The sequence below is a fragment of the Chromobacterium subtsugae genome (assembly GCF_035919665.1).
Lineage (GTDB): Bacteria > Pseudomonadota > Gammaproteobacteria > Burkholderiales > Chromobacteriaceae > Chromobacterium > Chromobacterium subtsugae.
Window position 1 is genome coordinate 2,328,763 of the sequence record NZ_CP142381.1, and the last position, 24,886, is coordinate 2,353,648.

Sequence of the window (24,886 nt, forward strand, 5' to 3'; positions counted from 1 at the left end):
TTAGCTTTTTCCAGCTGTGAAAATTAACTGACCGGTTTTATTGTTTAAGATCACTTCCTGACCTTAAACACAATATTCAATATACGCGTCATCCATTATGCTTCGCGTCGCATGATTTTCAAGTCGTGCGTCATTAACAGCGAATGGATGACTCGATGAGCACAATAAAAACACTGGGGCGGTATCGCGCCCTGGGACTTTCCGTGATGGCCTCGGCGCTGCTGTCGGCATGCGTGGGCACTGGCGGCGGCGATCAGGCCGCGGCCAAGCCGCCCGCGCCGCAAGCCAACCAGCCGTCGGCGCGCTATTCCTCCCATTCTCCGGCCTTGCCGGAAAAACCGGACTATCCGCACGGCCTGCCGCCGGCCGCGCCGGATAACGGCGCCGGGCAGCCGCCGGCCAAGCCGCAAGGCCAGCAAGGCCAGCAAGGCCAGGCCGCCCGCCGGGCGGCGAAGGCCGAAGCGGCCGCGCTGGCCTATGCCGATTGCGACGAAGCCAAGCTCAGCCAGCTGTCCGGCCAGGCGCTGGTGCGCTACGTGGCCAGCGTGGACGGCACTTGCATGAACCGCCTGTTCCAGGCGGACACTTTCAGCTACCGGGTGGTGTCGCCGGCCAATATGCAGTTGCTGGCGGCCGAGGCGCGCCAGCGCGCGGCCGCCTGGGACGGCCAGAACGCGAATGGCCTGTGGCCGCTGGCGGTGTTCCTGAAGGCGGGTTACTTCCTGCAGTACAGCCATGCCAAGGAAGTGGGCGACTACGGCGCGGCGGTGGACCAGCCGGTGATGCAGGTGGTGGAGGCGCTGGCGGCCAACCCGGCGCTGTGGGAGGTCAAGGCGATAGACAGCCGCGGCGACCACGACGCGTGGTATCGCGAGCGCGACGCCCGCCAGAGCGTGGCGGAAACGCTGATCCTGGCCGATTCGGTGCGCAAGGCCGACTACGCGCTGCCTTTGCTGACGCGTTTCTTCAACCGCTACAACGCCGCGGCCAAGGACAATTGGGCGCGTTTCGCGCTGCACCCGATGCAGACGCTGCTGTTCAATATGCATTACCAGCCCGAATTCGCCCAAAAGGTGGAGAAGGGCCAGCTTGACGGACTCGCGGCCAGCCTGGCAGGGCTGACCCGCGCCGGCCAGCCGGCTTTCGCCGACGAGCAAATGTTCCTCAACACCCTGCGCGAAACCGGCCGCTTCATGCAATACCCGCGCACCGCGCCGCAAGCCGAGGCCGCCGTCGCCTTGCACCTGAAAGGCGAGAGGTTCGGCGCCGCCTGGGCCGAAGCGGTGTATGCGCTGAAGAAGCTGGGCAAGGTGCCGTGCGAGCGCTACGGCATCTGCCAGGCTGAACAGGAGTTGCGCGCCAGCCTGTTTCCCAACCGCTGGAGCTTCGACAACGGCAATCTGGTGTTCGAGACGCCGCTGAGCCTGGCCGAGGTGGAGCCGCTCTATTACGCGATGAAGCAGGTGCAGACCCAGCTGTTCCGCGTCGCCGGCACCAAGCAGCCGGTGGCGGACGACCCCAACGCCAAGCTGCGGATGGTGATCTACGGCACCAAGACCGCCTACCAGCGCTTCCAGGGCCTGCTCAACGAGCTGTCCACCGACAACGGCGGCATCTACATCGAGAAAGACGGTACCTTCTATACCTTCCAGCGCGAAGTGCCGCGCGAGAGCTATCTGACCCTGGAAGAACTGGTGCGCCACGAATACGTGCACTATCTGTCCGGCCGCTTCATCCAGCCGGGCATGTGGGGGACGTCGGAGTTTTACCGCGATGATCGCCGCATGCCATGGTACGACGAAGGCTTCGCCGAATTCATGGCCTGGAGCACCCCGCGCGACGGCATCAAGGTGCGCGGCCACGTGGTGGACGTGGTGGCGAACGGCTGGCCGAACAGCTTCCTCGAGCCGTCCCGCATCATGCGTTCCAGTTATAGCGACGGCTGGGACTTCTACAGCCATTCCGCGCTGTGGTTCTACTACCTGAACCAGCGGCAGCCGGGCAAGATCGCCGACATCCTGGCCGCGCTGCGCGTCGACGACGTCAAGCGTTTCGACGCGCTGGTGAACAGCATGGGCGGCGACGCCGCGCTGGTGTCCGGTTTCCGCCAGTATGTGGACCAGCAGGTGCAGGCGGCCAAGTCCGGCCAGTTGGGCAATACCTCCACGCAGGAGGGGACGGACTGGCTGGCGCAGGATAAGTGGCAGGCCGGCGACGCCGCCGCGGTGGAGGCGGCGCTGCGCCGCTCGCTGCCAGCGGTTTGCCAGGTATGGGCAGACGGCAAGGACAGCGCGCTGCGCCGTTTCGAGTGCAACGGCACGCTGCCGCTGAATGCGGCGAACAACACCCAAGCGCGCCAGGAGCTGGACAAGCTGCTGGACGGCGCGTTGCAGAGCCTGGTGAAGACTGGCGGCGTCAACAACCTGATGGCGACCAACTGCTCGGCCACCGACTACGACTTCAAGCGCAAGACCGCCGTGCTGCGTTGCGAAGGGCCGCTGGGTCCGGCCGGCAGCGCCAAGCCGCAGCCGCCGCAAACCGGCGAGCTGAACCTGGCCAAGCTGAGCTACGGCGGCCCGGCGCGCTGCCTGCGCGGCCAGTTTGAAGGCGTGGGCGGCGTCGAGCGCTACCAGCTGGTGCAGGCGCCGCAACTGGGCCGAGCGGTGGTTTCCGACTGGGGCACGTTCAGCTATCGCCGCGACCTCGATCAGCCGGGCGTGGCCGACAAGATCACCGTTCGTCTCAGCAAGGGCGCGCAATCCCGCGACGTGGTGGTGGAGCTGAACGCCACGCCGCGCGACATGCCGGAAGAGCAGTGCTGGGCGCAGGCGGGTTGATGGCTTGACCCATCAACAAACAGCGAAGCCGGGCATCTGCCCGGCTTTTTTCATGCCGGCGCCGGCAGTCCGGCGGCTTAAAGCGGCTGCACCGCGATGGAGCCGGGCTTCTCCAGCCATTCGCGGAAGGCGTCGCCCAGGCGCTGGCTTTCCGCGCTGGCGGTTTTCCAGTGCTCGCGCCGCAGCGCGTCCCGCCGCAGGTAGCGGTGGAAATCCTTGCGGTCCGGCAATTTGCCGGAGGGCAGCCGCGCCAGGTACTCGCGCGACGGCGCGATCAGCACGGTATTGGCCTGATTGCTGCGGCTGGCCTTGCGCCAAGGCAGCGATTTGTCGAACCAGCCCGGCACGATGCGGTCGGTGAAGTGCGGGTATAGCGCGATCTCTTCGCCGTCGGCGAAGGGGAAGTCGATGTGGTAGTCGGTGAGGCCGCCGTCGCGGTAGATGGCCGGCGGCGCGTCGGGCAGCTGCACGCCGTGCAGAAAGCCGGGAATGGCCACCGTGCCCATCAGCGCCTGCCGCAGATTGCCGGCGTCCAGCGCCAGCAGCCGGGTGGGGATGGCGTCCGTCGGCTTGAAGCGCAGCGAGCTGCGCGGATCATGGCAGATGACCCGGCTGAAGCTGTGCCGCAGCAGCGGCCGCGACACCATGTTCAGCGCCGCCGCCACCGCCAGGCCGGACAACAGCGCCGGCTTCGCCTCGCTATTGGCCAGGCCGTGCGACTGCACCAGCAGCAGGCTCAGCCGATAATGCGGATGGTCCAGCAGCCTGGCGAGGCCGTCCGCGCCGAGGATGTCGTCCAGCATGGCGCGGGTCTGCGCGGTGATCTGGGCGGTGGTGACGCGGGGGGAATAGCCCTCCTCGGTATAGCGTTCGGCCAGTCGCGCCAGCGCCCGCGCCGGGTCCGGCTGCATCGCGCAGGCGAAGCGCCAGCCGCCTATCGACGCGCCCACCAGCTCGCGCTCGCGCGGCGCGCCGGCCAGCCATTCGAACACCGCCTGGTCCAGCCCGGTCAGCCCCACCGCCTTGGGTCCCCCGGCCGCGCCGGGCAGGCTGCCGACTTGTTGCGCCGACAGGCCGCGTTGCAGGATTTGCCGGGCTTTGGCGCCGGCCTTGATGGTGAGCGCCGGGTGGCGGATATGAATGGCTGTCATGAGGATATAAGGGGCTGAAATGGCGGACCGAAGGGGAGTTTGGTATCCTGTTAGGTTTCAAATCGAAGCGCATCGCAAATGCGCCGCTGTTCAGGAGTCCTCATGATACCCGCAAGCCAGCTGACCGACTATCTGCGAGAGCAGGCGCTGAATCTGGATGTCACGGAGCTGCAGATCGCCGTGATCACGCTGCAGGCCGTCCTCAGCGTGGACAAGCCCGCGCCGCGCCGCGATCTGTACCGCTACCGGGTGCCCAAGCTGGGCGAGGGCGGCAGCTGCTCGCTGGTGAACGAGCTGGACGACACCCCGTACGACCTGTCGTTCGTGCTGGGCGGCGAAACGCCGGAGCTGACCGCCGCGCTGGTCAACCTCAACGCGCTGGTGGAGTCGGTCAACGCCAAGGTCGGCGCCGAATGGCTGGGCATCTACCGCAAGATCGGCGTCGGCAAGGACGCCATCCTGGTCAAGCTGGCTTACCAGGGGGTGGAGAGCCGCGCCGAATTCCCGCTGACCGAAGCCTTCGCCGAATACAGCAACAACAGCCGCGTCGGCCTGACCGGCTGGGCGGTGGTGGTCGACGACGTGGCGCAGTGGCGCGCCGATGGCGGCGGCTACTACGAATGCGACCCGAAAGTGAAAAGCGAGGTTTGCCTGCCGGTGCTGGGCGGTGACGACAATGTGCTGGGCATCATCGACGCCGAAGCTTTCGAACCCGGCTTCTTCACGCCGGAACGCCAGGTGTGGCTGGCGGCCCTCGCCATCGTGCTGGCGCCGCAGCTTGCCGCGCTGCCTGCGCTTGAAAAACCGGATTCGCTCCCCAACTAAACTTTGTCCAGGCCGCCGCGGCGGCCTTTTTGCATTGCAGGCCAGTTGCTGGCGTTCACCGAGTTGGAGAAGTCATGTCGTCATTCCCGTTGCCAGATTCCGCAGAGCCCGTCATCCAGTATGTGGCCAGCTGCGAATTGCCCACGCCCTGGGGCGAGTTCGTCATGCACGGTTTCGAAGAAGAAGGCGGCCGCGAGCATGTGGCGCTGACGCTGGGCGACGTGTCGGACGGCCAGCCGGTGTTGGCGCGGCTGCATTCCGAATGCCTGACCGGCGACGCGCTGTTTTCGCTGCGCTGCGACTGCGGTTTCCAGCTGGAGGCGGCGATGGAGGCCATCTGCAAGGAGGGCCGCGGCGCGCTGCTGTATCTGCGCCAGGAAGGCCGCGGCATCGGCCTGATCAACAAGATCCGCGCCTACAAGCTGCAGGATGGCGGCGCGGATACCGTGGAGGCCAACGAGCGGCTGGGCTTCCCGGCCGACATGCGCGACTTCCGCATCGCCCGCCACATGCTGGAGCACCTGGGCATAGGCAGCGTGCGGGTGATGACCAACAATCCGCGCAAGCTGGCCACGCTGGCGGCCGCCGGCATCGACGTGGCCGAACGGGTGCCGCTGCAAGTGGGGCGCAATCCCTACAACGATCGTTATCTGGACACCAAGGCGGCCAAGCTGGGCCACATGCTGAGCAAATAAGGCCGGGCGCGGGATAATGCTCGCCAAAAGATGGCAAATGTTGTAGAATATTCTTTCTTATCTGGGGGCGACCTGGTTTCGACGGGGGTTGCGAAGCAGATGGGGGCATACCGGGATTTCAGTCACCCCGTAAAACACTGAATTTTTTTAGTCGCAAACGACGAAACTTACGCTCTAGCAGCCTAACGGCCGGCTAGACACTACAACGGTTCGCAGATGGGCCGGGGGCGTCAAAACCCTGTAGTGTCACTTTACATCTGCTAGTGCTGTGTCGGGTTACTTGGCGCAGTGCGAAATAATAGGTGACTCGCCAAAGTCCAGCCTGTCCGTCGGCGTGGCAGCGGTTAAATCCAAATGACACGACTAAGTATGTAGAACTCACTGTAGAGGACTTTCGGACGCGGGTTCGATTCCCGCCGCCTCCACCAGTTTTTTGGCAACGGCAGACAATAGCAGAAGGTCGCAAACCAATAGGGACGCGGCTTTTAGGCTAGTCTGCCGTTTTTCTTTGCTGTCTGGTGCCGCCTCCTGCTGTCGTCGTGTTCGCCCAATTTTCGCCCAAGTTTCTTCGCTCCAGCGGAACCCACTTGCCGTAGTGCCGGATGATCATCTCGATAGTCTCGTGGCCGAGCTGGCGAGCTAACCACCAGAGGTTCGCACCGTTGCTGACGTGGTGAGAGGCGAACGTGTGGCGGATCTGATAGGGATTCCTGTAGCGGACGCCAGCCCGCTTCAGCAGGGGTGTCCAGGAGCTCATTCGGATTTGCTTTTCCGTCTCCCATCCCTTGCCGGTCTTGTGGTGAGTGAAGACTCGATCACCGGCCAGAAACGAAATCGCCTTTTGCCGCTGCAGGGCTTCCAGCGCCTTGGCCGTCAAGGTAATGTCACGGATACCTGCGGCAGTTTTTGGCCCTTTCTCCTCTTTGACTACGATGTTTTCTTCAATCCTGACTGATCCATGGATGAAATCGACTTTCGACCAGCGCAAAGCAATTAGCTCCCCTTGCCGCAAACCAGTCTCAAACCAAAATTGATACATATTTACATCGTTTCCCGATGCGAATTTCAGGATTGCTTCAATCTCCTCAATCGAAAATGGGTCGACAACATAGTCAGATTTGTGTGAGGTTTGAGAAAGCAGCTTTCGCAAAGCCACTCGATCCAGTGGATTGAAGTCGATCATGCCATCATTCATGGCATCATCAAAAACAGAGCGCAAAGGGCTAATGATATTTCTCGCCGTTTTTGCGGTAACCCCAAGTGCTCCAATCCACGTTCTCAAGAATGCAGGTCCGACGTCGCGCAACAGTTTTTCGCCCATTGCTGGCCGTAAGCGGCCGGAAACGATCTTTTTGTATCCGTCGAGCGTTGATGGTGACATTGTGCCATTTTGTACCGCCTGCTCCCATCCTGAAATTGCTGAGTCGAATAGATCATTCATGGTTGATTTGATGATAGCGTGGCCAAATAGTGACGCACGTTTGCTGTCCGGGAAGTAGTCAGCGTAATTGAAGGTGCCCTTTTCAATTGCGTTTAAAATTTCTCCCTTTAGGCGGGAGGCATATGCAATATTCGCTTTTGTAGCGGGTATTTTTAGAGTCTCTCTGCATTCGACTCCTTTGTACATGAACCGTATTCGAATAGACGATCCTTTCGCCCCGCTGCGCGTTTCTACGCCGCCTTGTGAGACTTCATTCCCTCGTTTTCTATCCATTTTTTTACCGCCTCAGTGTTAACCCACAACTTCCCTGATACCAATTTGCATTCACGGCCATCTAGCCAGGTGCCGCGACGGCGGCGATTGTAAACCGCATCCTTGGTGTCCCCTGAGTCTTCGCAGTACTTTGTCAGCGTTACCCACTTCATGGCGATTCCTTTATCAGTTATTTTCGCTGGACGACCGCATCCGCGGCCAGTGCGCCGGGCTGAATGACTGGCCCTTGTTGTGCCGCTCGGCATGTTGCGTAGAGGGCAGGGCGCGCATGCTCGCCGGCACTGCCTGCGGAAACAACAAGGCCGCCAGCGAGGGCGGCCGTTTCGCGGGAAGGGAGTTCTGCTTCATGCAAGCGCCCCGACTGTTAGGTCGACCACGTCGAGCAGGGTCTTGACGTCGCCGTCATTGTCGATGGTGAGGTCGCGCGAGTGGCGCGGCAGGGCGATTTCGGTCGTGTGCTCGGCCGACGCCTGATAGCCCGGTCGGTCGATGTGCCATACCCAACCACCCAGCTGCCGGATCAGGCCGGCCTCTGCGGTCGGGATCGGCGCGCTGGCAGCATAGCGCAGGCCAGACACGACAACCGGCGTCGTTGACGCCTCAATCCGTTCGCAAACATCGCAGATGAAATAATCCCAGCCGGCGGTCGCGCGACGGTAGTCGCCCCATTGCTGCTGGAGCCAGCGAGGCGAGCGGGACTCGCTCAGCTCGGCGTATATCTCTACTACGCGTCTATGCCTCAGCCAGTCTATGAAGCCCAAGTTCTCGCAATGCTCAAGAGCAAGAGAAATGTCATTGACGTCTTTGAATACTTGATTTTCGAATGTACCCGCTTCCAAGCCAGGGTAGGCCGCGCGCAGTTCCTCCCGTATCTTGTCCGCGAAGCCGATCTTCACGAAGCCGTGATTGGCGACCAGGTGGTCGGCAATGGTGTCTTTGCCGGATTTCTTCGGGCCGGCGAGGCCGATTAGTTGCATGTGGTTCTCCTGCGCAAGCACGGTAGAGAGAGCCTGCGATATGATGAATGTTTCTTCTGCGGAGCGTGCCGTGACAAAGACAAAGTACCTCGCCCGTGTTGCAGCATATTTCAAGGGGGAGTTTGCCCGGCTGCTGGCTGCGAGAGATGCTGAATTGCTGGAAGAGCTGAAGGAAATGCGAAGCCCCGTTCGGGATGAGCAGGGGAGGCTTGTGTTCGATTTTCGATATGAGCAGCTTTTTTATCTTCTTGAGCGTCGAACGGATTTTGGTGATGAGGATCCGCCAGGCTCACTTCGCAATGGCAAGGATGTAAGTGACTTTTTTCGTATCGTTACCCGCCCCTGGCCTGATAAGGAATTTGCAGTGCATGGGCTGACAATAGATCTGATCATGCATGCGCGTTCAACGGGTGATTGCTTGATCCGCATTCAGTCAGCAACCCCTTGAGTTGCGGAATGATCCCGCTCAATAGCTGCGTCGATAGCGGTCTCAGGGGTTTCATAGGTCGGCGCGCCTGGCGCGCGCTCCCCAGCATGCCACTCACGTGGACCGCGAGCGGGGTGGATCTGCCGGCTGCACTGCGGGAACCCATTCTCAGCGGCGTAGCGCCAGCGCGCCGCATCCCGCGCCATCCGCTGCAACTGCTCCAGCAGCGGCACGTCGCCGCCATCTGGAGGGTCCATGTAGTAGGTTCCTGGTAGCACGCTGGCGATTTCAGCGTCGCGCTCGGCTGCATGCCGCCCCAGCTCGGCGATGCGCGCGGCCTAGGCATCGATGTTGTCGAGCAGCTGCATTCCCAGGACAGCACCAGGCCGCTCTCTCTGGCGTGCGAATACCTCCCGCAGGGCGGCGAGCTGGTCAGGGGTTAGCATGTTGCCTCCTCTTCAGCCGCTCCATCACGTGCGGGCAGATAATCAGCCCCAGTCCGCCCATGTTCAATACCCGGCACTGGGTGCCGAATCTTTCCAGCAGCCAGGCATTCATGTCGCGGCGCGCGGCCTCAGTGATCCATTCGAAGCTGGCTCGGACCTGAATGCGGGCCGTGTGCGTTGCAATGTCGTTCACGACAACAGGTATGCCCATGAGGTGTTGATCAGCGTTCAGCATTCATTCCCTCCTTGCAGTTCGGGCAGTAGTAGGTGCCAAGGCCAGCCGCATCCGGATCGGGCTCGAAATTTTCCGGCACCTCTCCGGTGAACACCGTCCCGCCGATCGGCTGGGTATGGATGTGCGGCGCGTGGCCGTAGTATGGATAGCAGACGTCGCCATCCAGGCCGGTGCAGTGCTCGCAGGGCATCACTCGCCCCCCTTTCGGCTGGCACGGTCCTCACGCTCGATCGCGGCCACAAGCAGCGCGGCAGCCTTGATCCAGTTGCGGCGCTTGTCCTGGCTTGGTTTCCACCATGCCTTATCCCACGGCCAGGAGGGCGGAGGATCTCCAGCCGGGAATGCGAGCGTATGCATGGCATAGCAACCTGCGGCGCCCGCCAGGGTATAGTCCCGATGCTGGTCGTCATGCTCCGGCGTCCAGCCCTCCACCTCGATCTGCCGACGGCGCTCGGCGGCAATCTCCTCGATCACGGATGGCAGCTTCTGGGCCGGCTGCGGCGCGGCGGCGAGTTGCTTCAGCGCGTGCGCTACCGCACGAATCCCCTCTGCATGGCTGTTCATCCCTAGGGCATCGATGGAATCGGCCGCTGCCTCCAGGGCATCGAAATTGCCTAATAGCACATCGCGCCATTCATCCGGCACCGCCGGCGCGGGCAGCGGGCGGGTGCAGAGGGCGATACGCGGAGCAGGGTACGGAGAGTTTTCGCGCTGGACAGTAGCTGCACCAGTCCTGCCGTTCACAAGTGCATCCAGGTCAACCGGGCATATCCACGCCACCGCCTCGCCGCTCTGCTCGGTGGCCGGCGCATTCAGCGCCAGCTCCAGCGCATTGATCATGTCGTCGGTCAGTTCGCCGGCGCGGTCTGCTGCGATGACGGCGCGCGCGGCGTCCGCCAGTTGGGTCAGGGGTTGGGTGGTCATGCTGTCTCCTTGAGTAGCTTGCGGATCGCGCTGTACTTTTCGACGTGCCCGCAGGGGTTTTCCCAGCCGTGGACGCCCAGCCGGCGACTGCCGTCATAGCTGAGGGTTTCGAACGGCTCGCCGCGCGGGGCACCGCAGTACATGCAACGCCAGGTCAGGGTCAGCGTCAGGCCATAGAAACCTTGGTGCTCATCGCACGCCGGGATTCTGACGGTGCGGGTATCGGTGCCGATGATGCCGGCCGCGTGGGCGGCGTTGACTACGGCAATCGCCGCGCCGGTGTCGGGGATGTCGTGCAGGTGGTGCATGGTCATGAGATACTCCATTTCCATATTTTTGAAAGTGTTTGCGATGACTATCGAAAAGCAGGAGTTCAGTGTTTTCTTTCAACAAGAGCCGAAATCAACAAGTACTGGCATCCACCTCGGTGACATTGTTGGTCCGCATGGAAATTGTGAAACGTATGAGGAGTGCCAAGAATTTGTGCTCGCCAGATGGCACGAGGCACAGGCCGCTGGAGCTCACAGGGCCAACGTATTCTTGGGTGGCAACCAGTACGCTTCTTATAGCGATGGTCAATGGACCGTGGCGCCTTATGCGCACAAGCCGTAGGAGCTGGCACAGGCCGTTGGTTCTTCGATGTCGGCCAGCAGGTCGAACTGCGCGCCGCCGCGGGTGGTGCGGGCCCATTCGACCCGCTGGTGGATCGGCTCCCAGCCGCCGGAGAACAGGAACGACGCGCGCTGCGAGCGGCTGACCTCGTTGACCAGGGACTCCCACTGCGCGATGCGCTCGATGTGCTCTGGAAACCGACGCGCGATCTCCCGCAACTCCGATTTGCCGACATTGACGCAGGGCATGCAGCCGACGCGATCCATGCCCTGTAGGTACAGCGGGTTTGGCATGATGGATTTGCTGGCGCTGTAGTCGAACACCTGGTTGGCCGTCCATGCCGCGATCGGGCGATAGGCATACAGCCGTGGGCCGATGCGCTCGAACTGCGCGACGTTGGCGCGCCGCGCCGACTCATCCCGGCGCACGCCCTGCCAGCTGACGACGCGGTGCCCAGCGTCCACGAACTGCAGCTGGAACTCGACGGCCGGGTCGCGTTTCAACGCCTCGGTGCAGAATTGCCGGCTGTGGCTGGGGAACATGCCCTTGAGCATTGCCAGGTCCAAGAACGGGTTGCCGGTGGGGTGCATCAGCTCCGCCGCCCGCGCCGCTCGCTCAGGCGTCCAGGCATATTTCGCCTGCGGGTGGTAGTCGGCGCCGCCGGCGGCGATGTCCAGCAGCCGCTGGCGATGCACCGCCATCCGATCGCTGAAGTCGGCGCGCAGCCTGGTTATCTCCACGTCCAGCGCCAGCTCCAGGTAGCGCAGGTATTCGTAGGTCTCCTCGTGCTCGTTGCCGGTGTCGCAGAAAATGGGTCGGATGTTCTCCCGCGGCACCCGCTCCAGCGCCAGCAGCAGCGTGGCTGTCGAATCTTTTCCGCCGCTGACGCTCACAACATGCATGACGGACATGGGCACTCCTCGCCCTGGTCGGGCATTGGTGCCGGCTGATCGGGCAGCCAGCGGTCGTAGGGGCAGGTCATGCGGCGGTCCTCTCTTGCTGTCGGCCACATAGCCGGGCTACCTGGACGAGCCAGGCGGCGAAATCGGGCGGCGTGTGCTCGCGCTCGGCCTTGGTGATGGATGGCAGTCGAGGGTATGAACGAGTGGGCCTGACGCAGTGGGTTGGGCGCCCCGGTCGAAACGGCATGGGCGGCAGGTTGTAAGGTGTGCAGCCCACGATGTAGAGCCACGTCGCCTTCTCGGCGCGGTGCCCCCAGTGGAACTGCTCGACTGCGATGCTCCACCCCCCCCCGCTCGTCAGGGAATTCGCCCGGCTTGGGCAGGAATGCTTCATTCCAAAGCGAGCTTTCCGCTGGATGCTCCAGCACGCCGCCGAACTTGCGGATCTGCTGCAGGGCGAAGAGAGCCAGCTCCTTCTCGTCGGCGCGTGGCTTTGCAAACTGCCGCAGCCTCCCCCAGGCCCGGCACGGCGGGTGCGCCACAACCGGGCAGCCTCCCGGCCAGGTTCTGGCGTCCCTCTCGGCGTCCCAGGCATCCACGCCGGGCATGTCCTTGTAGATGCTGTCGGCGCGGACGAACAGTGCCGCGACCTGCCGCATCACTTCGCCGCCTTGCACGTCTTGCAGCGCCACACGCTCCCTGCGCCGCTTAGTGTCATCACGTACGCGCCGCTGGCTTTGTGCCGGGAACGGTGGCAGTGACTGCATATTCGGTACATGCTCATGCGTGCCTCCATGAAAAAAGGCCCGCATGGGGCCTTGTAAATAACGATGCCCGAATGAGCGGGCAAGAAATCAGCAGATGTTAATAGTTATTCCTCAAAGCCTGAAGGACAGCCGAGAAAGTATCACGAACGATAATGGACGACTGGTCATCTACAAAATGAATAACGACGCATTCAAATTGCTGATCGCTTTCCCTGGCATAAGAAACAGCACTGGGATTGACCATCACTTCTTTACCGTTCTTATCTCTAAAGACTGCGATACCCATAATTTATTCTCCAAAATTAAAGTGAGCACAAATAGTATTCCTAATAAATATTCAGTGCAATATTCTGCTCACCCTATCATCTACACCACCTTGGTCAAACTACTCACCACTATCTCCCGGTCAACCTCCGCCTCAGCAGCAAACAGCCGCTGCGTCGGCACCGCCTCTACACAGCCCTGCAGGTCGGCAACCATTCGCCGCAGCACCGCCCACTCGTCGCCGGTGATGCCATAGTGGCCATGCTCCCGCCGGCGCCGCTTCACCTCGGTCAAAACGGCCACCAGCTCATTTCCGGCAGCCAAGCGCGCCGGCGTGCTGTACTGCGGTCAGCGGTGCAGCAGCTCGCTGCAGGTGTTGGCCAGGTAGATCAACTCATTGACGTCGTGAGAGGTCCATTCCGCGGCCGGCCGCGCGGCGGTCAGTAGCTGCTTGATGGATTTGGACTGGCAGCGCTCCGCGATCGGGCTGAATTCAGCGCAGGCCGGCAGGCCGGGAATACCCTGCGGCATCTGCCAGTGGCGCCGTGGAGTGCGTTTTTTCATAGCTCGCCCCCATCGCTCTCCACCCCGTCGTCGGGGTAGCGCGGCTCATCGGCCTGGCCGGCCGCCGCCGGCAGCGGCTCAGGCCGCGGCGTGACGTGGTAGTCCTCGCCGTAGCTCTGGTAGATCACGCCGCCCTCCGTTCCTGAGCTTCCAGCGCCAGCAAGTCGCGCTGGCGCGCCAGCTCGCTATTGCGGGCTTCCAGCTCGTTGCAGCGCGCGACATATTCCATTGCCGCGCTATTCTGGGTGGCCAGTTGCTCGTCCTTGATGGAGATGACGGTCGCCAATTGCTCGATCTGGCGCTCACGTTGCTCCAGGAGCTGTGCCAGTACGGCGATTTGCATCGCGTAGCGCATGGTGCTGATGTGGGTGTTCATGTTGCTCTCCAGGGCGCCGAGCGGGCGCCGGGCAAGAAAATGGCCGCTTCGCGCGGCCTGCTATACGATTTCGACTGAGTCAAAGCCCAGCCGCTTGATGGTTAGCGGCTCTTTCTTATCCTTGGCCTCCATGTGCCGCTGGTCGATTTCCAGAAGCGTCACTCGGTTGCCGGCATCGTCGGCCATCTGCCAGAGGTAGCGCAGGCCCAGCCCCTTGATGGTGGCCGAGTAGCGGCGCTGGGCGCCCAGCACGGCGGCCATGAAAAGCTGCGAGGATGACAAAGTGCTGCCGGGGGGGGCTTTCCACTGGATATTGGCCACGCCCAGCGGCAGCGTGCGCTCGCCATCGGATAGGGTGAGGCTGATCTGATGGCTGAACCGTTCAAGTTTCTGGCGGGCGGGCGGCTTGTCTGCGCCTATGGGTTTCTTGCTCATTGCGATCGCTCCTTGCCTGATGGATTATTCCCACGGGGTTGCGGCCACTTCAGTAGGCGCCGCCGGCGCGGCTGCTTGGCTGTCTTCAAGCCCGCCCAGCGCCTCCACCAGCGCGCTGACCAGTTCGCCCAGCTCTTCGCTCATCAAGAGGAAGGTGGCGGCGAACAGGCTTTCGCGGTCGTCGCCAGCCTGGCTGGCCTCCTCCTGCAGCACGTCCAGGAACTGGATGCGCTTCAGCTGCAGCGAGTCGGTCAGCTGGAAGCGGATCTTCTCGTTCCAGATCAGGCCCAGCATGGTGACCTGCTTGCCGGTGGCGATGTGCTGCCGGATCTCATCGGCAGTCAGGTCGATACGGCTAACCCGCACCTGCGCGCCGTTCTCGCTGCTATCCCGAAGCACCGCGTCAGCGTCCAGTTCGAAGCCATCGGGCGCTTCGCCGATGGCCAGCCAGTCGGTCATAGCCGCATGCGGGGCGATCTTCGTTCGCGGCAGCGCGGCGGGGAATGGCGGCAGCGCTTCGCGCAGCTTGGAGACCAGTGCCTCTGCCTTGCTGGCGGTGGCCGACTCCACCATCAACCACTGCCGGTTGTTGTCGATGTAGGCCAGAGTGCGGCCGCTGCGCACGAAGGCGCGCGGCAGCAGGTCGTCGGTCAGCTGCTCCTTCAGCGCCAGCTTTTCCTTGCGGCCGATCTTGCGCAGCTCCCGAGCCTCTACTTCTGCCACCTTGGCATCGACATAGTCGCGAATCACGGAGGCCGGCAGCACCTTGTCTTCGCGGCGCAGCGCCAGAAGCAGGTTGCCGCGTTCTGCGTAGACAGGCGCGTCCAGGTGGCCGGCCGGGGCCACCCAGCCTTCGCTGAACCAATCCAGGCCCATGCAGGGCTGGAACGGGCGCCGCTCCAGGTTGGTGGCGAGGGCAGCCTGATCGACCAGGCCGGCCAGGCGGTAGAACGACAGTTGTTTGAACCAGGTCATGCTGCCACCCCCAGTCCTTGGAGCCGTGCTGATGTATTGGCGGCCTCACTCGACACTCCTGCGGCAAGTAAAGACAATTTGCGCATGTTCTCGGCGGTTCGGAGTAGAGATGTAACATCCAGCTCACCAGCTGGCAGCGCGCGGATGACCTGGGCATTCTCGGCTGTGATCTTGGACAGGTCGATGCCGTGAACGTGGACTACGTTTATCAGGGTCTGTACCGGCTTGGGGATGTTGCGCTCGTTCTCGTAGCGGCTGCCGCCGGATTGGGTGACGCCGAGGACGCTCCAGAATTGCTGCTGGTTGAGGCCAGTTTGGCGGCGGATGTCGCGGGGGTTTTGCATGATGGCTCCAGAATTGATGAAGCCCGCACATGGCGGGCTTCATTTTTTACAGATGTATTTTTAAGGCATGCTGGCTATCGCCGTTGAATTTTAAATATTTGCCCCTTTAATTGTGGGTTAAGGTTTAATTTTCTGGTTGTAATTGTTTTATACTTGATGGGTTTTTCAATGCGCCCATTCTGATCCGGGCTGCGGGTCCACATCCCAAAAGCAATTATTTCATCCCCCTCTGAGAAACCATCTGCCCAGCTGGAATCTTTAAGAAATATGGATATTTCAATATTGATGCAGTTGTCAGGTAGGTCAGGGCATTTTATGGCCTTGCTTTTTTCTAGATTGATGACCTTGCCCTTTGATGTCGATTTTATCGATGCAATAGTTCCGCATATCGCAATTGGGTGCTGCTTAGTGTTGTTGCGGACGGTTTCGTATGCTTCGAGTTGACGTATGGCATTGAAGTAAAATTTCTTCCACTCAACAACGGTTGTGCCTTCGAAGACAAGTTCAAGTTCATCTGCCATATCGAGATCTTCTTCGCATTGTGCTGCGACCTCGAGTACACGCTTTGCGGTATTTATATAGGCGGAAATGTTTTTTCCTGAGCTAACATATTTTTTACTTATTTTATCAGTGCCTTCATCCTCATCCTTTTTGCTCTTGGGCGGTGCGGTTAGCTCTTCGGGGGTTTGTATGGCCTCTTTCAGCATTGCAAGCCTTAGTCTCCGCTTTCCCCCTTTGAGCGCTTCGATTAGCCCTTCCGACTTGTCGGCAATAATTTCTACTTCTTTAGTAATGCCAAATTGACAACCGATTTCATGTTTTCTGCCAGGCTTTAGCTTAAAATAGCTTGGTACCAATACTGATTTGTCGTGATATTCTCGAAAGTGGGCGAGGTTGTGGGTTATTTCTGCTGGGCAGTGTATGCAGGACAAAGGTTCGGTTCCTTTTCCTTTTTCATAATCGGATGCCTTCCATGGTTTTCGATCACTATCATATGCCTCATCCATTTTAATGCCCATAACGATCCCCTTATTTCAATGATTTGTTGATGTAGCTTCAATCAAGACTTTGCGGACATGTCAGCCATGTTCGCAATAGGGGATTATGTGGTTTGGGCATTTAATTTCAAGAGCGCTTGGCTATATATTGTTCTTTGTTCTTAAAGTAAAATTACTGAATAGAACTTTGTCGCTCCTCTCAGAACGGGATATCGTCCTCCATGTCATCCATGCGCGGGGCTGCCCTCGGCTCCTGGCGGCGCGGGGCTGCCGGCGGTTCCTGCCGCGGCGAATGCGTTCCACCATCCTCCTGACGGCCGCCCTGCAGGCTCAGCTCGTTGACGCGCACATCCGGCGATAGCCGCTTGTTGCCGTCCTTGTCCTGCCATTCGCGCAGGTTAAGCTGGCCATAGACCGTCACCTGCTGGCCTTTTGCCAAGTAGTTCTTCAGCGATTCGCCGCGCTTGCCCCAGACCTGGCAGCTGAACCAGTTGGTGGTCTTGCGCTCTCCGAAGCCGATATCGCTGGCCACGCGGAAGGTGAGGATGGGTTCGCCGGCCTGCGTATAGCGAAGCTCGGCGTCGGCGGCTAGGCGGCCGTCAAAGGTGATGCTGTTCATGATTCGCCTTAGTACATGAGGGTGATGTGAGGGACTAGGCCGCGGGCGATGGCAACTACGACCGCCTTTGCTTGCTCTTCCGATATGTTTGTTTCGGTGAGCAGGGCATCTAGTACTGCGCGGTTGATTGTTGCCTTGTGTGCCTTATCGGCTTCGCGGCGTTTTTGCTCGGCCGCGGCTGCCTGGCGTTCCAAATCTTGGCGGCGCCGTTCGGCCGCTGCCGCTTCCTCGGCGGCGCGGATGCGATCGGCTTCCGCCTGGATTGCGGCCTGCTTGGCGCGCTCTGCAGCTTCAAGGCGATCCTGCTCGGCTTTGGCCTGGGTTTGACGGATGCGCTCCTCGGCCTCAGCCTTCTCGCGGGCCGCGCGGGCTTCGGCATCCTTAGCACGCTGCTCAGCGGCCAGGCGCTCTTGCTCCGCGCGCTCAGCGGCAATCTTGGCGTCAACTTCGCGCTGAATGGCCGCCTGCCGTTCGGCCTCTGCTTTCTCTTCGACTTCGCGTCGTGCCTTCTCTTCGGCCTGCCGGGCAATTTCGGCATCGCGCTCTTGCTGGGCGCGCAGATCAGCTTGGCGCTTCTCTTCGGCCACTCGGTCAAACTCGCGATTCATCAGCAGGGCGATTTCATGATCGGCTTCGATTTGGCGGGCGAGGGCCGCGGCCTCTTCGGCCGCTTTCTTCTCGGCGGCGATGCGTTCTTGCTCGGCCTCCCAGTCGGTCAGGGGCTGGCGGACTTCATCTTTGAGCCGGTCCAGAAAGTCGCGCATGTACTTGCGGCTTTCGTCTATTTGCTTCGGCAGATCCTTCAGTTCGGCCACGCGCTCTTTGGCAAGGTCGTCCAAATAGGTTTTGGCCTTGGCCACGTTGTACGCCACGCTGGCGATGTTTTTGCGGCTGGTCGCCGTGGATAAATCGGGAGCGATGCTCAGCGCCTTGTCGCGGATCTGCTCCAAAATCACGTCCAGGAGTTCGCGATGCAGAAAGACCTCCTGAACGGAGGTCTTTTCGATGACTACGAGGTCTTTGATGTCTTCGGCTGCCATGTCATGCCGCCTTTCTGGTGTTGATGAGGGGCGTCCATTGATCGCCGAACTTGTAGCCCAGCTTCTCAAGCGCGCGGTCCATATCGTGGGAGAATTGGCCGATCGCATCCGCGAACGTCTTCATCTTGGCTTCATCACGATCGATGGTGATGCTGTGCAGGATGTAATTGCGAACGTCCGGGTCGTGGTTGGCGAATACCCATTGCTCGCGGCCGGTGACGAACATGGAAAACTGAACCTGTTCGATGTACTCCGGCTTGATTTCGCCATTCAAAACGAACTTGAGGTAAACGGCGGTGTTGAATGGGTTCTTGGCTTCAATTCCCAACGCATCACCGATGAGTCCGTCAGGGCTGGCGCCGTAGCGCATGCTGTCATCGCCATAGACGAAGGGGATGGTCTCCACTTCAACGCCAGCGTCGAAGCCGTATAGGCCGACGCATGATTCTTCATGCTCATGGCCCCAGGCGGAGGCCTTGCCGCCGCTGCGTTTCTGCTGTCCGGTTGCGACTTCAGCGATCAGTTCCATCAGGTAGGTGTTGCGAGCTTCGCCGATGCTGTTTGCGCTGCGGCCCTTGGCGATCAGGTCTTTTGCTCGGCTGGCGGTTATGACGCCGAGGCGCATTGTTTCCCAGCTGTCAGAGCCCTGGGTGACGGCCGCACCGTCGAAACCCATGTGCCGCAGCGTAAGGCGGGTAAGGTCAGATCTAAGCTGCTTGTTGCTGCGGGGGTTCATTGAGTTTCCTTTCAACGAATCGAATAAACGTGTCCATGTCCAGCGCTGTCACGGCTTCCATGGGCTGCCCCTTGTAAGGGGCGTTCTTGGGGTAGACCGCAGACAGCTGCTCCCAGGTGCGGCCGTAGCTGGTCAGGAGGGACGCAAGATGGGCCTGCTGCTCATCGGTGGACGGCGTGACATTCCGCTCGGGCTCGCGGGCATATCCTTCGCCACCCTCGGTGTCCATGTGGTAGATGGCTTGCTGCAAGCGCTCGCGATGCGGCCAATATTTGGATGCCTGCTTGACGACCGTCTTCTTGATCATCTCCGGCTCATCCGTTACCCAGGGGCATTTCTTGGAGCTGTCCTGCTGATATTTCTTCCAGGCCTCGGAGCGGTCGCGGATTGAGTGAATGTCCGCTATGGTCATGCAGTGGGTGAGGTAGTCGCCGCCATCGGTTTTGACGACCACATACGCGCCAATGATCTTGCCGCGCTGCTCCTCGGTGGCGAACGGGCTGTATTTGTGGACCGGCGCGGTGTCTATCGCCGTTAGCTCGAATGTGTCGCTCTCGCGAACGATCAGCGCTTGACCCCATTGAATGGCGCCGGTTTGCTGGGCTAGGTGCATCATGCCCATGTAGCTGATGTCGAGGCATACCTTGCTCTTGCGCGGCACCAGATAGGCTTGCTTCTTGGCCGGGTTCAAGCTGATGCCAATGGCTGCGACGTTGGTGACAGCATCAACCAGGGACTGGCGATTCCCGAATGCGACCTTCGCTAGGTAATCGCTGCCCTGGATGATCTGCATGGCGAAGCCGGCTTCGGCTTCGAAATTCAGGGACTTGTCGGCTAGGACCGCGTCAAATTGCGGCGCGATGGCGGCAATGTCGCCTTGTAAGACTTCAAGATGGGTGGCCATGGCCTTTTCGTTTAAGAAAGCCCGCTCAGGCGAGCTTGTTGAATTTAAGAAGAATGTCTTCAATGACGTGGCGCTCGCGGTATTTGCTAGCCGCGCGTTTCATGTGTGGAGGGGTGCCGGTCAATGGGCCGCCTTGTTGGATGGTGCGGGCCTTCAGAGCGTTATGCATTTTGTCGCCGGTGATGGTGCGTATCACGCTGCCTCCCGTACCATGTCTTGGGCGTAGCTGTCTGTCGCAGCGTCCAGTAACTGGATAGTTTTCCGGCGCGCCGGGCAGTCAGGCATCCCATAGACCAGCGCTAGCACCTGGGCAGCCATGGCCATCGTGGCCTCGTTGCGATTTGCGACGTCGGACCAGTCTATGCCGTTGGTGGTGTACTGCTCACGCAACCGATCGAACTGGTGATCAGCTGCGGCGGCCAGCGTCTCTGCATGAATATGGTGGGCAATGGAACTTTGAATGGGGCAGTGCAGGTGAATGTTCATTTGAGTTGCTCCACGGCTTGAACCACAGTGACAACGACGAAGAAGAGTGAGGTGGCTATGCATCCGCCCAGAGTGCGAAGGAGCCAGGCTTTCATATCCGCGACATGCCGGTGGGCAAGTAGTCGGGAAGAATCGCGTCTGCGCGGTCTAGTACTTCCCCCTTGCTGCGCGCCAGCACGATCAGGTTGTCGATGCGGCGGCGAGTGCGAGGAAACTGGAAGTGGACGCGGAAGCCAGCCAGCGAGTGGATTGCGTAGCTGCCGGAATTGGCTGCGCGCAGGTTGCGGCAGTCTTGGTGAATCAGCGCCGAGGAGGGCGCTGCGATGGCATTGGCGATCATGCTGCTTTCCTTTCCTTGGGTAGCAGCAGGTCGGCATTTCGAACCCGGCCAACTGCTGCGATGATTTCATCCGTTCCGATGAGACGAACCAGATCGTCAGCGGACACGCTCTGCAAGAGGTCTTCCAGTGCCACGCCCTCGATGCGAACCTCCATCTCGGTGCGAGTGGCGATGGTGCGTGGTCTGACGCAGGCCAGATCCGCATGGATGGTGATGTCGATCTTGGGCATGGAGTGCTCCAGAAAAAGAAACCCCGCACATGGCGGGGTGTGGTGATAGGGAAGAGAACGAAGGGGGCTAAGTGATTTCAATCCCGGCGATCCAAAACTCTACGGCTTTGCCTAACTGGTCATATGTTGAGAAGCAATATGATGAAAAGCTATCTTCGGGAAGGTTAAGTCTTTCAAGCAGCCAGCTCATCTGCTCGCGCATTTGATCACGAGGATTGGATGAGAACAGCAACATGAGCTTGTGAGCCCCTGTCGTATTTTGTAATTTTTGGAAAATATCTTTGCGGATACCCGGCAACTCTTGCTCACCATTCGGGCTCATCCAGCGCTTCATTTCGACCACAGCAAAGTGATTTCCGGTATCCGGCACCTCCAACACCATGTCGTGAGAATTGACTTCGACAGACACCTTGTAAGGCATGGAGGACAGCAAGGACTTGGCAACTATGAATTGGTAGAATCGCTCATTGTTGAAGCGGAGAAGGCCGCCAGACTCGCCGGAGTATGCGACTCGGTTAGCGGTAACGGCCCCGAGTATTTGTCGGTCTTCCGCCTCAAGAGCCATGCCGGCGATATCGACCAAGCGGGCTAGATCAGGATGCATTCAAGTGTCCATTTCTATCAAATTCGCTTGAAAGATAAATCGATTCGATTGAACGGCTCAAGCACGTATTGCGAGGTGCAGGGGCGGGGGCGCTGGCGCGATTCGTCACCCAGCGACTGCTGAACATGGTCCAATCCCCCGCCGCTGAATCCAGCGGTACGACCGGCATCAGACTACCCGCGAGGGCTGCCGGCGCTGTTGCAACGACCTACGATGTGTTGTGGTCGACCCATCTGCGCATATCGGTTGGGGTGCGCAACCGGAAGGCCTCCCGCCGAAGCGGCCCCGGCGCAGTGCGGGGGTCTTGCTTTACTACTGAACGTCCTGCCGGCTCCTGCCCGGGTGGCGCCCGGTACGCGTGGCCAAACGCTGCACTTGCTCACAGCAAGGCGTTCAGTGGTAAAGCCGGCCAGGCCGGCGGCGGATCAGGCGTGTTCCAGCTGCTTCAGGCGGCACTTGGTAATCTTGCCGTCCTCTTCCTTCACCGAGTAGAACGAGCCTTTCGGGCCATCGTCGATGTGAGTGATCTTGCCGCTGCCGGCGCGCTTGTGGATGGTGGTGAACTTCACTTTGCTACCAACTTTGAATTCGCTCATGTGTTCCTCGTTTGTGATTGCGACCTACACGGCTGACGACGGGCTTTCCGTCAATCGTCATGCGTGTAGGTGGCCGCTTACGGCGGCCAGTCGGGATGTCCTATCTCAGATTCCGGGCGGTGTCCTCGCCTTCCGATTTCGCTGCTGAGCCAGGGCAGGGTCATTCTGTAGGGGTCTGCCTGCATCCCTCGCGCCGCGGACGGCGCCTACACGGGAGAATTCGTTGGCACCTTACGGGTGCGATTCGAATAAGCCGTTTTACTCAGGCCGCTCTCGCCTGTTTGAAACTCTTGCCCCCCGTTACCCGCCACGGTGGGTTTGGCGCTTACGTGGTCATTAGTCCGCTCCTCGCGGCCCTCTCACGCGACATGCAGTTGCTGCTGCATGACTTGGCTTTCTTCCTCAGGTCAGAGACCTGACAGGGGTGCCGCACTTCTGCGCCCTGGGCTGTGCCGTATCGCTGCTGGTTGTTAGAGATCGGTGCACTGTGTTGCTGTGCTGTTGGGGTAACAATAACCCTACAGGTTATTTTAATCAAGGTGTTTTCAGTTACCCATGAGGTTATGTGTTGCATTTCACATACGGGTCGATGAAGAGGCAGAAGTAGGGCGGGGTGTGCTGGGTGTAAAATGCCAACGTCACATAAGTGGGCGTGTTGATATGAAAAAGACTCTTGTATTGACAGCTCTTTCGGTAGTTGTGGGGTTGTCCGGCTGCGCTACGCAGCCTGTGACATTTGCGCAGGCTAAGCCGGTGCCACCTTCTAGGCTGATTGCGGCGGGATCTGGGGATGCCAGCATCCTAATAAAGCGTGACTCAGGGTTTGTTGGTGGTGCGTGTAATACACGCATCTATATGAACGGGACGTTGAGCGCTTTGCTGGGCGCAGGAGAGGTCGTGCAGCTTCGCTCCAAGCCAGGTGCTGCGATCATCGGGGCAGAGCCTGACGGCATGTGTGGGGGCAACCTGAAGGAGCTCGCAGCGACACTTGACCCGACCAAGGACAACCGCTTCCGCGTACTGATCGATCAGGCCATGTCCATGTCGATCGTGCCGACCGCGACTGAGTAGGGGCAAGAATTGGCGCTTACTTCATGTAGGGAGTGTGGCAAGGAAGTGAGTACTAAGGCCAAAGCTTGTCCACATTGCGGGTGCACAAAGAAGCGCTCCCCGCTTTGGATTGGCGCTGGACTTGGCATTCTGGCCATGCTTGTCACTTTCAGCATTGTGACGGTGGCGCTGCAAACTGGAGAGGATCGGGCAATCATCCAGGCAAAAGAGGTTGCCAAGGCTTCTTTGAATGACCCATCTTCTGCCATCTTTCGTAATGTCGTTTTCAAGAAGGAGAGCGAGGATGGCACGTTCACCAGGGGGTATGTCTGCGGGTACGTCAACGGCAAAAACTCTTTCGGTGCAATGGTTGGAGAGCGGCGTTTCGTTGCGCGTGCAGTTTTTGGGAAGAACGTCCTTGACGTAGCTGACCTACAGATCGAGCCTGGGCCGGACCTGAATGGTAATGCCGCCATGCAGGCGTTCGATAAGGTCTACTGGGTGCCATCCTGCGAGGTATCTCCAAGGGGAAATGCATGACCCGCTATAGCAAACGCCAGGGCGGCGGCGTCACCGCCCACTACAACTCTGCCGCGGATCTAGTACGAGCAGAGGACGAGGCGCGCGAGAGCAACATCCGCTCTTTTGGGCTGCTCGTTGGCCTGATCGGAGGAGGTTTGCTTACTTGGCACACCATCATGGCCCACGGTGGCGCCGAGTGGCCGAAGGCAATCCGTTTGATCTTGACCGTGCTCGGTGCCGCGGCTGGCGGCGCGGCCCTTTACTGGCTGAGCGTGCTGATCCTGGCGATGTTTGTTGGCGCGGTGGTTGTCTCGATCGCTTGGTTGTTCCTAAGGTGGCTGTGGAGTGTGATCTAGCTACTGGCTGTGACTCTTGAGGATTGGGCAAAGGAGGACTTTATGGCGCAACTGAGAATTTGCTTGTTAAATCCAGCGGAAGATATCTCGGCACTCAAGCTTCGCGGCTGGCTGCAAAGCGAAGTCGCAAAAATAGACCAGCAGGCAAGTAATGGTGATCTCGTCCTGCTTCGCCTTTACCTGACTCAACCTGTACGGTTCGGTTTCGCCCCACAAAAGTTGGGTGTTCTTCTGCAGAGCATCGTCGATAAGTACTCGAACATACACAGCATCGAGTTAGTGGAGGTGAAACGACCACTAACCATTGAGGAGATGCAAAAAGAGGCAGAGGCCGCCCAAAAGGAACTTGAGGACTTCGAGGACTGGCATTCTGAAAATGAAGAATTTGACTCGCAAGCCGAGGGCCTGGTTCGGTATTTTGGATTTCGTGCCGACCAAGGGGAGGGAGAGCCTCCTCATTGCATGATATCCAACATCATCGAACAAAACCGTGAGCCGGTGAGCCAGCACGCCGGTACTGAATTTTCTTTGGGGCAATGGTTTGTTTCGGAGGGGGCTCACGAACAATCCATTGTGCACGGCCCATTCGATACAGAGAGTGTCGCCTTGGATTTTGCCCATAAGTCCTGCAAGGCTGTTCGAATTGTGACTGAACCGGAGTGGTTCTTGCCTGGCGGACGATGACTGCCGCCAACGACCCGCTCTACTACGCCGGCGACGCCGCTGCGCTGGACCCGGCCGGCTGCCGGCTGGTGACGATGTTGTTGGTGCTGGGCGAGTGGGCGTTCTGGTGGGTGGGGTGCTGAGCATGTAGTTCCTTGATGCTTGGACTGAATTGCCAGATTTCCGTGTGGGATGAGGTTGATGACTCTGATGCACCAACTGTGGGCTGGCTACTTCAAAAGCATGAACGGACAAAGCGGCTTCTGAGTGCC

At 60.0% G+C, this 24,886-nt stretch carries 38 protein-coding genes and 1 other RNA gene; 11 read left to right on the forward strand and 28 right to left on the reverse strand.

Annotated features, from left to right (window positions below; genetic code table 11):
• Window positions 1–155 precede the first annotated feature (155 nt).
• A complete protein-coding gene (locus U6115_RS11215; RefSeq protein ID WP_181243258.1) occupies window positions 156–2,837 on the forward strand; it encodes a M9 family metallopeptidase N-terminal domain-containing protein in 2,682 nt (893 codons plus the stop codon).
• A gap of 77 nt (window positions 2,838–2,914) precedes the next feature.
• On the opposite strand, the gene U6115_RS11220 is transcribed toward U6115_RS11215, so the two are convergent.
• Complete coding sequence (locus U6115_RS11220) at window positions 2,915–3,988, reverse strand: patatin-like phospholipase domain-containing protein (RefSeq protein ID WP_043573511.1); 1,074 nt, start codon at window positions 3,986–3,988, stop codon at window positions 2,915–2,917.
• Between the two features lie 102 nt (window positions 3,989–4,090).
• On the opposite strand from U6115_RS11220, the gene U6115_RS11225 reads away from it, so the two are divergent.
• The 3 genes from U6115_RS11225 (at window position 4,091) to ssrA (ending at window position 5,936) form a co-directional block, all read left to right on the forward strand.
• On the forward strand, window positions 4,091–4,813 hold the full coding sequence (locus tag U6115_RS11225) for a GAF domain-containing protein (protein ID WP_043573514.1): 723 nt from the start codon (window positions 4,091–4,093) through the stop codon (window positions 4,811–4,813).
• 74 nt (window positions 4,814–4,887) lie between these two features.
• Window positions 4,888–5,508 (forward strand): GTP cyclohydrolase II, encoded by a 621-nt coding sequence (gene ribA / locus U6115_RS11230; protein ID WP_047243987.1) that lies wholly within the window; start codon window positions 4,888–4,890, stop codon window positions 5,506–5,508.
• A gap of 63 nt (window positions 5,509–5,571) precedes the next feature.
• Window positions 5,572–5,936: a transfer-messenger RNA gene (gene ssrA / locus U6115_RS11235) on the forward strand.
• Window positions 5,937–5,998: 62 nt separating this feature from the next.
• On the opposite strand, the gene U6115_RS11240 is transcribed toward ssrA, so the two are convergent.
• From U6115_RS11240 to U6115_RS11250, 3 genes are all read right to left on the reverse strand, one after another.
• Window positions 5,999–7,222 (reverse strand): site-specific integrase, encoded by a 1,224-nt coding sequence (locus U6115_RS11240; protein WP_080770181.1) that lies wholly within the window; start codon window positions 7,220–7,222, stop codon window positions 5,999–6,001.
• Window positions 7,223–7,387: 165 nt separating this feature from the next.
• Window positions 7,388–7,570: a hypothetical protein gene (locus tag U6115_RS11245; RefSeq protein WP_146008321.1), complete on the reverse strand. Its 183-nt coding sequence runs from the start codon at window positions 7,568–7,570 to the stop codon at window positions 7,388–7,390.
• Window positions 7,567–8,199 (reverse strand): nucleoside/nucleotide kinase family protein, encoded by a 633-nt coding sequence (locus U6115_RS11250; RefSeq protein WP_043573517.1) that lies wholly within the window; start codon window positions 8,197–8,199, stop codon window positions 7,567–7,569. The genes U6115_RS11245 and U6115_RS11250 overlap by 4 nt, the downstream gene beginning before the upstream one ends.
• 40 nt (window positions 8,200–8,239) lie before the next feature.
• On the opposite strand from U6115_RS11250, the gene U6115_RS11255 reads away from it, so the two are divergent.
• A complete protein-coding gene (locus U6115_RS11255) occupies window positions 8,240–8,647 on the forward strand; it encodes a hypothetical protein (protein ID WP_146008320.1) in 408 nt (135 codons plus the stop codon).
• 411 nt (window positions 8,648–9,058) lie between these two features.
• Here the strand turns inward: U6115_RS11255 and U6115_RS11260 are convergent, their stop codons facing one another.
• From U6115_RS11260 to U6115_RS11275, 4 genes are read right to left on the reverse strand one after another with little or no spacing between them, the layout of a single operon-like run.
• Window positions 9,059–9,307, reverse strand: coding sequence for a hypothetical protein (locus tag U6115_RS11260; protein WP_043573530.1), 249 nt, complete (start codon window positions 9,305–9,307; stop codon window positions 9,059–9,061).
• The gene (locus U6115_RS11265; protein WP_043573531.1) at window positions 9,294–9,497 is read right to left on the reverse strand and encodes a hypothetical protein; all 204 of its coding nucleotides are present in this window, start codon (window positions 9,495–9,497) and stop codon (window positions 9,294–9,296) included. The genes U6115_RS11260 and U6115_RS11265 overlap by 14 nt, the downstream gene beginning before the upstream one ends.
• Window positions 9,497–10,231 carry a hypothetical protein gene (locus tag U6115_RS11270; RefSeq protein ID WP_052257964.1) on the reverse strand — a complete coding sequence of 245 codons (735 nt, stop codon included), beginning with the start codon at window positions 10,229–10,231 and terminating at the stop codon, window positions 9,497–9,499. Before U6115_RS11270 ends, U6115_RS11265 begins: the two co-directional genes overlap by 1 nt.
• The gene (locus tag U6115_RS11275) at window positions 10,228–10,545 is read right to left on the reverse strand and encodes a hypothetical protein (RefSeq protein WP_146008319.1); all 318 of its coding nucleotides are present in this window, start codon (window positions 10,543–10,545) and stop codon (window positions 10,228–10,230) included. Before U6115_RS11275 ends, U6115_RS11270 begins: the two co-directional genes overlap by 4 nt.
• Here U6115_RS11275 and U6115_RS11280 point away from each other — a divergent pair.
• Window positions 10,544–10,843 carry a hypothetical protein gene (locus U6115_RS11280; RefSeq protein WP_146008318.1) on the forward strand — a complete coding sequence of 100 codons (300 nt, stop codon included), beginning with the start codon at window positions 10,544–10,546 and terminating at the stop codon, window positions 10,841–10,843. The two genes, U6115_RS11275 and U6115_RS11280, sit on opposite strands and share 2 nt — an antisense overlap.
• Here the strand turns inward: U6115_RS11280 and U6115_RS11285 are convergent.
• The 20 genes from U6115_RS11285 to U6115_RS11380 all read right to left on the reverse strand — a co-directional run bounded on the left by U6115_RS11285 (window position 10,825) and on the right by U6115_RS11380 (window position 22,023).
• Window positions 10,825–11,754, reverse strand: coding sequence for a phosphoadenosine phosphosulfate reductase domain-containing protein (locus tag U6115_RS11285; RefSeq protein ID WP_043573534.1), 930 nt, complete (start codon window positions 11,752–11,754; stop codon window positions 10,825–10,827). The two genes, U6115_RS11280 and U6115_RS11285, sit on opposite strands and share 19 nt — an antisense overlap.
• Window positions 11,755–12,609: 855 nt before the next feature.
• Window positions 12,610–12,798, reverse strand: a complete 189-nt coding sequence (locus tag U6115_RS11290; RefSeq protein ID WP_059184272.1) for a hypothetical protein — start codon at window positions 12,796–12,798, stop codon at window positions 12,610–12,612.
• An 80-nt stretch (window positions 12,799–12,878) separates the two neighbouring features.
• Window positions 12,879–13,079: a hypothetical protein gene (locus tag U6115_RS11295; RefSeq protein WP_043573540.1), complete on the reverse strand. Its 201-nt coding sequence runs from the start codon at window positions 13,077–13,079 to the stop codon at window positions 12,879–12,881.
• A 45-nt stretch (window positions 13,080–13,124) separates the two neighbouring features.
• A complete protein-coding gene (locus tag U6115_RS11300) occupies window positions 13,125–13,340 on the reverse strand; it encodes a hypothetical protein (protein ID WP_146008317.1) in 216 nt (71 codons plus the stop codon).
• The gene (locus U6115_RS11305; RefSeq protein ID WP_255361876.1) at window positions 13,337–13,468 is read right to left on the reverse strand and encodes a hypothetical protein; all 132 of its coding nucleotides are present in this window, start codon (window positions 13,466–13,468) and stop codon (window positions 13,337–13,339) included. Before U6115_RS11305 ends, U6115_RS11300 begins: the two co-directional genes overlap by 4 nt.
• Complete coding sequence (locus U6115_RS11310; protein ID WP_043573544.1) at window positions 13,465–13,716, reverse strand: hypothetical protein; 252 nt, start codon at window positions 13,714–13,716, stop codon at window positions 13,465–13,467. Before U6115_RS11310 ends, U6115_RS11305 begins: the two co-directional genes overlap by 4 nt.
• 60 nt (window positions 13,717–13,776) lie before the next feature.
• Complete coding sequence (locus U6115_RS11315) at window positions 13,777–14,151, reverse strand: hypothetical protein (RefSeq protein ID WP_043573546.1); 375 nt, start codon at window positions 14,149–14,151, stop codon at window positions 13,777–13,779.
• A gap of 24 nt (window positions 14,152–14,175) precedes the next feature.
• Window positions 14,176–15,126, reverse strand: coding sequence for a recombination-associated protein RdgC (locus U6115_RS11320; RefSeq protein WP_043573548.1), 951 nt, complete (start codon window positions 15,124–15,126; stop codon window positions 14,176–14,178).
• A complete protein-coding gene (locus U6115_RS11325; protein WP_052257965.1) occupies window positions 15,123–15,470 on the reverse strand; it encodes a helix-turn-helix domain-containing protein in 348 nt (115 codons plus the stop codon). The genes U6115_RS11320 and U6115_RS11325 overlap by 4 nt, the downstream gene beginning before the upstream one ends.
• 74 nt (window positions 15,471–15,544) lie before the next feature.
• On the reverse strand, window positions 15,545–16,489 hold the full coding sequence (locus U6115_RS11330; RefSeq protein WP_146008316.1) for a hypothetical protein: 945 nt from the start codon (window positions 16,487–16,489) through the stop codon (window positions 15,545–15,547).
• 178 nt (window positions 16,490–16,667) lie between these two features.
• Window positions 16,668–17,087, reverse strand: a complete 420-nt coding sequence (locus U6115_RS11335) for a single-stranded DNA-binding protein (RefSeq protein WP_043573553.1) — start codon at window positions 17,085–17,087, stop codon at window positions 16,668–16,670.
• Between the two features lie 8 nt (window positions 17,088–17,095).
• Window positions 17,096–18,127, reverse strand: a complete 1,032-nt coding sequence (locus U6115_RS11340; RefSeq protein ID WP_043573556.1) for a coiled-coil domain-containing protein — start codon at window positions 18,125–18,127, stop codon at window positions 17,096–17,098.
• Between the two features lies 1 nt (window position 18,128).
• Window positions 18,129–18,863 (reverse strand): YqaJ viral recombinase family protein, encoded by a 735-nt coding sequence (locus tag U6115_RS11345; protein ID WP_080770183.1) that lies wholly within the window; start codon window positions 18,861–18,863, stop codon window positions 18,129–18,131.
• Complete coding sequence (locus tag U6115_RS11350) at window positions 18,835–19,767, reverse strand: recombinase RecT (protein ID WP_052257990.1); 933 nt, start codon at window positions 19,765–19,767, stop codon at window positions 18,835–18,837. Before U6115_RS11350 ends, U6115_RS11345 begins: the two co-directional genes overlap by 29 nt.
• 25 nt (window positions 19,768–19,792) lie before the next feature.
• On the reverse strand, window positions 19,793–19,963 hold the full coding sequence (locus U6115_RS11355) for a hypothetical protein (RefSeq protein WP_155294738.1): 171 nt from the start codon (window positions 19,961–19,963) through the stop codon (window positions 19,793–19,795).
• Entirely contained in the window at window positions 19,960–20,253 is a 294-nt protein-coding gene (locus tag U6115_RS11360) for a hypothetical protein (RefSeq protein ID WP_043573561.1), read from the reverse strand. Before U6115_RS11360 ends, U6115_RS11355 begins: the two co-directional genes overlap by 4 nt.
• Window positions 20,254–20,344: 91 nt before the next feature.
• Window positions 20,345–20,593 carry a hypothetical protein gene (locus U6115_RS11365; protein ID WP_043573562.1) on the reverse strand — a complete coding sequence of 83 codons (249 nt, stop codon included), beginning with the start codon at window positions 20,591–20,593 and terminating at the stop codon, window positions 20,345–20,347.
• Window positions 20,590–20,823, reverse strand: coding sequence for a hypothetical protein (locus U6115_RS11370; RefSeq protein ID WP_043573565.1), 234 nt, complete (start codon window positions 20,821–20,823; stop codon window positions 20,590–20,592). Before U6115_RS11370 ends, U6115_RS11365 begins: the two co-directional genes overlap by 4 nt.
• A 67-nt stretch (window positions 20,824–20,890) precedes the next feature.
• Window positions 20,891–21,427, reverse strand: a complete 537-nt coding sequence (locus U6115_RS11375; protein WP_043573568.1) for a hypothetical protein — start codon at window positions 21,425–21,427, stop codon at window positions 20,891–20,893.
• Between the two features lie 425 nt (window positions 21,428–21,852).
• Window positions 21,853–22,023 carry a hypothetical protein gene (locus U6115_RS11380; RefSeq protein ID WP_155294739.1) on the reverse strand — a complete coding sequence of 57 codons (171 nt, stop codon included), beginning with the start codon at window positions 22,021–22,023 and terminating at the stop codon, window positions 21,853–21,855.
• A gap of 660 nt (window positions 22,024–22,683) precedes the next feature.
• Between U6115_RS11380 and U6115_RS11385 the strand changes: the two genes are divergently transcribed.
• The 5 genes from U6115_RS11385 to U6115_RS11405 all read left to right on the forward strand — a co-directional run bounded on the left by U6115_RS11385 (window position 22,684) and on the right by U6115_RS11405 (window position 24,757).
• On the forward strand, window positions 22,684–23,094 hold the full coding sequence (locus tag U6115_RS11385; RefSeq protein ID WP_043573570.1) for a YajG family lipoprotein: 411 nt from the start codon (window positions 22,684–22,686) through the stop codon (window positions 23,092–23,094).
• A 135-nt stretch (window positions 23,095–23,229) separates the two neighbouring features.
• Entirely contained in the window at window positions 23,230–23,613 is a 384-nt protein-coding gene (locus U6115_RS11390) for a hypothetical protein (protein WP_052257968.1), read from the forward strand.
• A complete protein-coding gene (locus U6115_RS11395; protein WP_043573573.1) occupies window positions 23,610–23,951 on the forward strand; it encodes a hypothetical protein in 342 nt (113 codons plus the stop codon). The genes U6115_RS11390 and U6115_RS11395 overlap by 4 nt, the downstream gene beginning before the upstream one ends.
• A 42-nt stretch (window positions 23,952–23,993) precedes the next feature.
• The gene (locus tag U6115_RS11400; RefSeq protein ID WP_101527452.1) at window positions 23,994–24,635 is read left to right on the forward strand and encodes a hypothetical protein; all 642 of its coding nucleotides are present in this window, start codon (window positions 23,994–23,996) and stop codon (window positions 24,633–24,635) included.
• Window positions 24,632–24,757: a hypothetical protein gene (locus U6115_RS11405; protein ID WP_255361877.1), complete on the forward strand. Its 126-nt coding sequence runs from the start codon at window positions 24,632–24,634 to the stop codon at window positions 24,755–24,757. The genes U6115_RS11400 and U6115_RS11405 overlap by 4 nt, the downstream gene beginning before the upstream one ends.
• Window positions 24,758–24,886: the final 129 nt, after the last annotated feature.

Coding starts and splice junctions, on each gene's coding strand:
- U6115_RS11240 (WP_080770181.1), bottom strand. CDS start 7,222: ATGGATAGAAAACGAGGGAATGAAGTCTCACAAGGCGGCGTAGAAACG.
- U6115_RS11250 (WP_043573517.1), bottom strand. CDS start 8,199: ATGCAACTAATCGGCCTCGCCGGCCCGAAGAAATCCGGCAAAGACACC.
- U6115_RS11225 (WP_043573514.1), top strand. CDS start 4,091: ATGATACCCGCAAGCCAGCTGACCGACTATCTGCGAGAGCAGGCGCTG.
- U6115_RS11260 (WP_043573530.1), bottom strand. CDS start 9,307: ATGCTGAACGCTGATCAACACCTCATGGGCATACCTGTTGTCGTGAAC.
- U6115_RS11370 (WP_043573565.1), bottom strand. CDS start 20,823: ATGCCCAAGATCGACATCACCATCCATGCGGATCTGGCCTGCGTCAGA.
- U6115_RS11320 (WP_043573548.1), bottom strand. CDS start 15,126: ATGACCTGGTTCAAACAACTGTCGTTCTACCGCCTGGCCGGCCTGGTC.
- U6115_RS11220 (WP_043573511.1), bottom strand. CDS start 3,988: ATGACAGCCATTCATATCCGCCACCCGGCGCTCACCATCAAGGCCGGC.
- U6115_RS11340 (WP_043573556.1), bottom strand. CDS start 18,127: ATGGCAGCCGAAGACATCAAAGACCTCGTAGTCATCGAAAAGACCTCC.
- U6115_RS11395 (WP_043573573.1), top strand. CDS start 23,610: ATGACCCGCTATAGCAAACGCCAGGGCGGCGGCGTCACCGCCCACTAC.
- U6115_RS11375 (WP_043573568.1), bottom strand. CDS start 21,427: ATGCATCCTGATCTAGCCCGCTTGGTCGATATCGCCGGCATGGCTCTT.
- U6115_RS11245 (WP_146008321.1), bottom strand. CDS start 7,570: ATGAAGCAGAACTCCCTTCCCGCGAAACGGCCGCCCTCGCTGGCGGCC.
- U6115_RS11290 (WP_059184272.1), bottom strand. CDS start 12,798: ATGGGTATCGCAGTCTTTAGAGATAAGAACGGTAAAGAAGTGATGGTC.
- U6115_RS11255 (WP_146008320.1), top strand. CDS start 8,240: ATGATGAATGTTTCTTCTGCGGAGCGTGCCGTGACAAAGACAAAGTAC.
- U6115_RS11390 (WP_052257968.1), top strand. CDS start 23,230: ATGCTTGTCACTTTCAGCATTGTGACGGTGGCGCTGCAAACTGGAGAG.
- U6115_RS11385 (WP_043573570.1), top strand. CDS start 22,684: ATGAAAAAGACTCTTGTATTGACAGCTCTTTCGGTAGTTGTGGGGTTG.
- U6115_RS11335 (WP_043573553.1), bottom strand. CDS start 17,087: ATGAACAGCATCACCTTTGACGGCCGCCTAGCCGCCGACGCCGAGCTT.
- U6115_RS11300 (WP_146008317.1), bottom strand. CDS start 13,340: ATGAAAAAACGCACTCCACGGCGCCACTGGCAGATGCCGCAGGGTATT.
- U6115_RS11405 (WP_255361877.1), top strand. CDS start 24,632: ATGACTGCCGCCAACGACCCGCTCTACTACGCCGGCGACGCCGCTGCG.
- U6115_RS11360 (WP_043573561.1), bottom strand. CDS start 20,253: ATGAACATTCACCTGCACTGCCCCATTCAAAGTTCCATTGCCCACCAT.
- U6115_RS11215 (WP_181243258.1), top strand. CDS start 156: ATGAGCACAATAAAAACACTGGGGCGGTATCGCGCCCTGGGACTTTCC.
- U6115_RS11350 (WP_052257990.1), bottom strand. CDS start 19,767: ATGGCCACCCATCTTGAAGTCTTACAAGGCGACATTGCCGCCATCGCG.
- U6115_RS11380 (WP_155294739.1), bottom strand. CDS start 22,023: ATGAGCGAATTCAAAGTTGGTAGCAAAGTGAAGTTCACCACCATCCAC.
- U6115_RS11275 (WP_146008319.1), bottom strand. CDS start 10,545: ATGACCATGCACCACCTGCACGACATCCCCGACACCGGCGCGGCGATT.
- U6115_RS11365 (WP_043573562.1), bottom strand. CDS start 20,593: ATGATCGCCAATGCCATCGCAGCGCCCTCCTCGGCGCTGATTCACCAA.
- U6115_RS11325 (WP_052257965.1), bottom strand. CDS start 15,470: ATGCAAAACCCCCGCGACATCCGCCGCCAAACTGGCCTCAACCAGCAG.
- U6115_RS11270 (WP_052257964.1), bottom strand. CDS start 10,231: ATGACCACCCAACCCCTGACCCAACTGGCGGACGCCGCGCGCGCCGTC.
- U6115_RS11345 (WP_080770183.1), bottom strand. CDS start 18,863: ATGAACCCCCGCAGCAACAAGCAGCTTAGATCTGACCTTACCCGCCTT.
- U6115_RS11285 (WP_043573534.1), bottom strand. CDS start 11,754: ATGTCCGTCATGCATGTTGTGAGCGTCAGCGGCGGAAAAGATTCGACA.
- ribA (WP_047243987.1), top strand. CDS start 4,888: ATGTCGTCATTCCCGTTGCCAGATTCCGCAGAGCCCGTCATCCAGTAT.
- U6115_RS11280 (WP_146008318.1), top strand. CDS start 10,544: ATGAGATACTCCATTTCCATATTTTTGAAAGTGTTTGCGATGACTATC.
- U6115_RS11400 (WP_101527452.1), top strand. CDS start 23,994: ATGGCGCAACTGAGAATTTGCTTGTTAAATCCAGCGGAAGATATCTCG.
- U6115_RS11310 (WP_043573544.1), bottom strand. CDS start 13,716: ATGAACACCCACATCAGCACCATGCGCTACGCGATGCAAATCGCCGTA.
- U6115_RS11315 (WP_043573546.1), bottom strand. CDS start 14,151: ATGAGCAAGAAACCCATAGGCGCAGACAAGCCGCCCGCCCGCCAGAAA.
- U6115_RS11265 (WP_043573531.1), bottom strand. CDS start 9,497: ATGCCCTGCGAGCACTGCACCGGCCTGGATGGCGACGTCTGCTATCCA.
- U6115_RS11330 (WP_146008316.1), bottom strand. CDS start 16,489: ATGGGCATTAAAATGGATGAGGCATATGATAGTGATCGAAAACCATGG.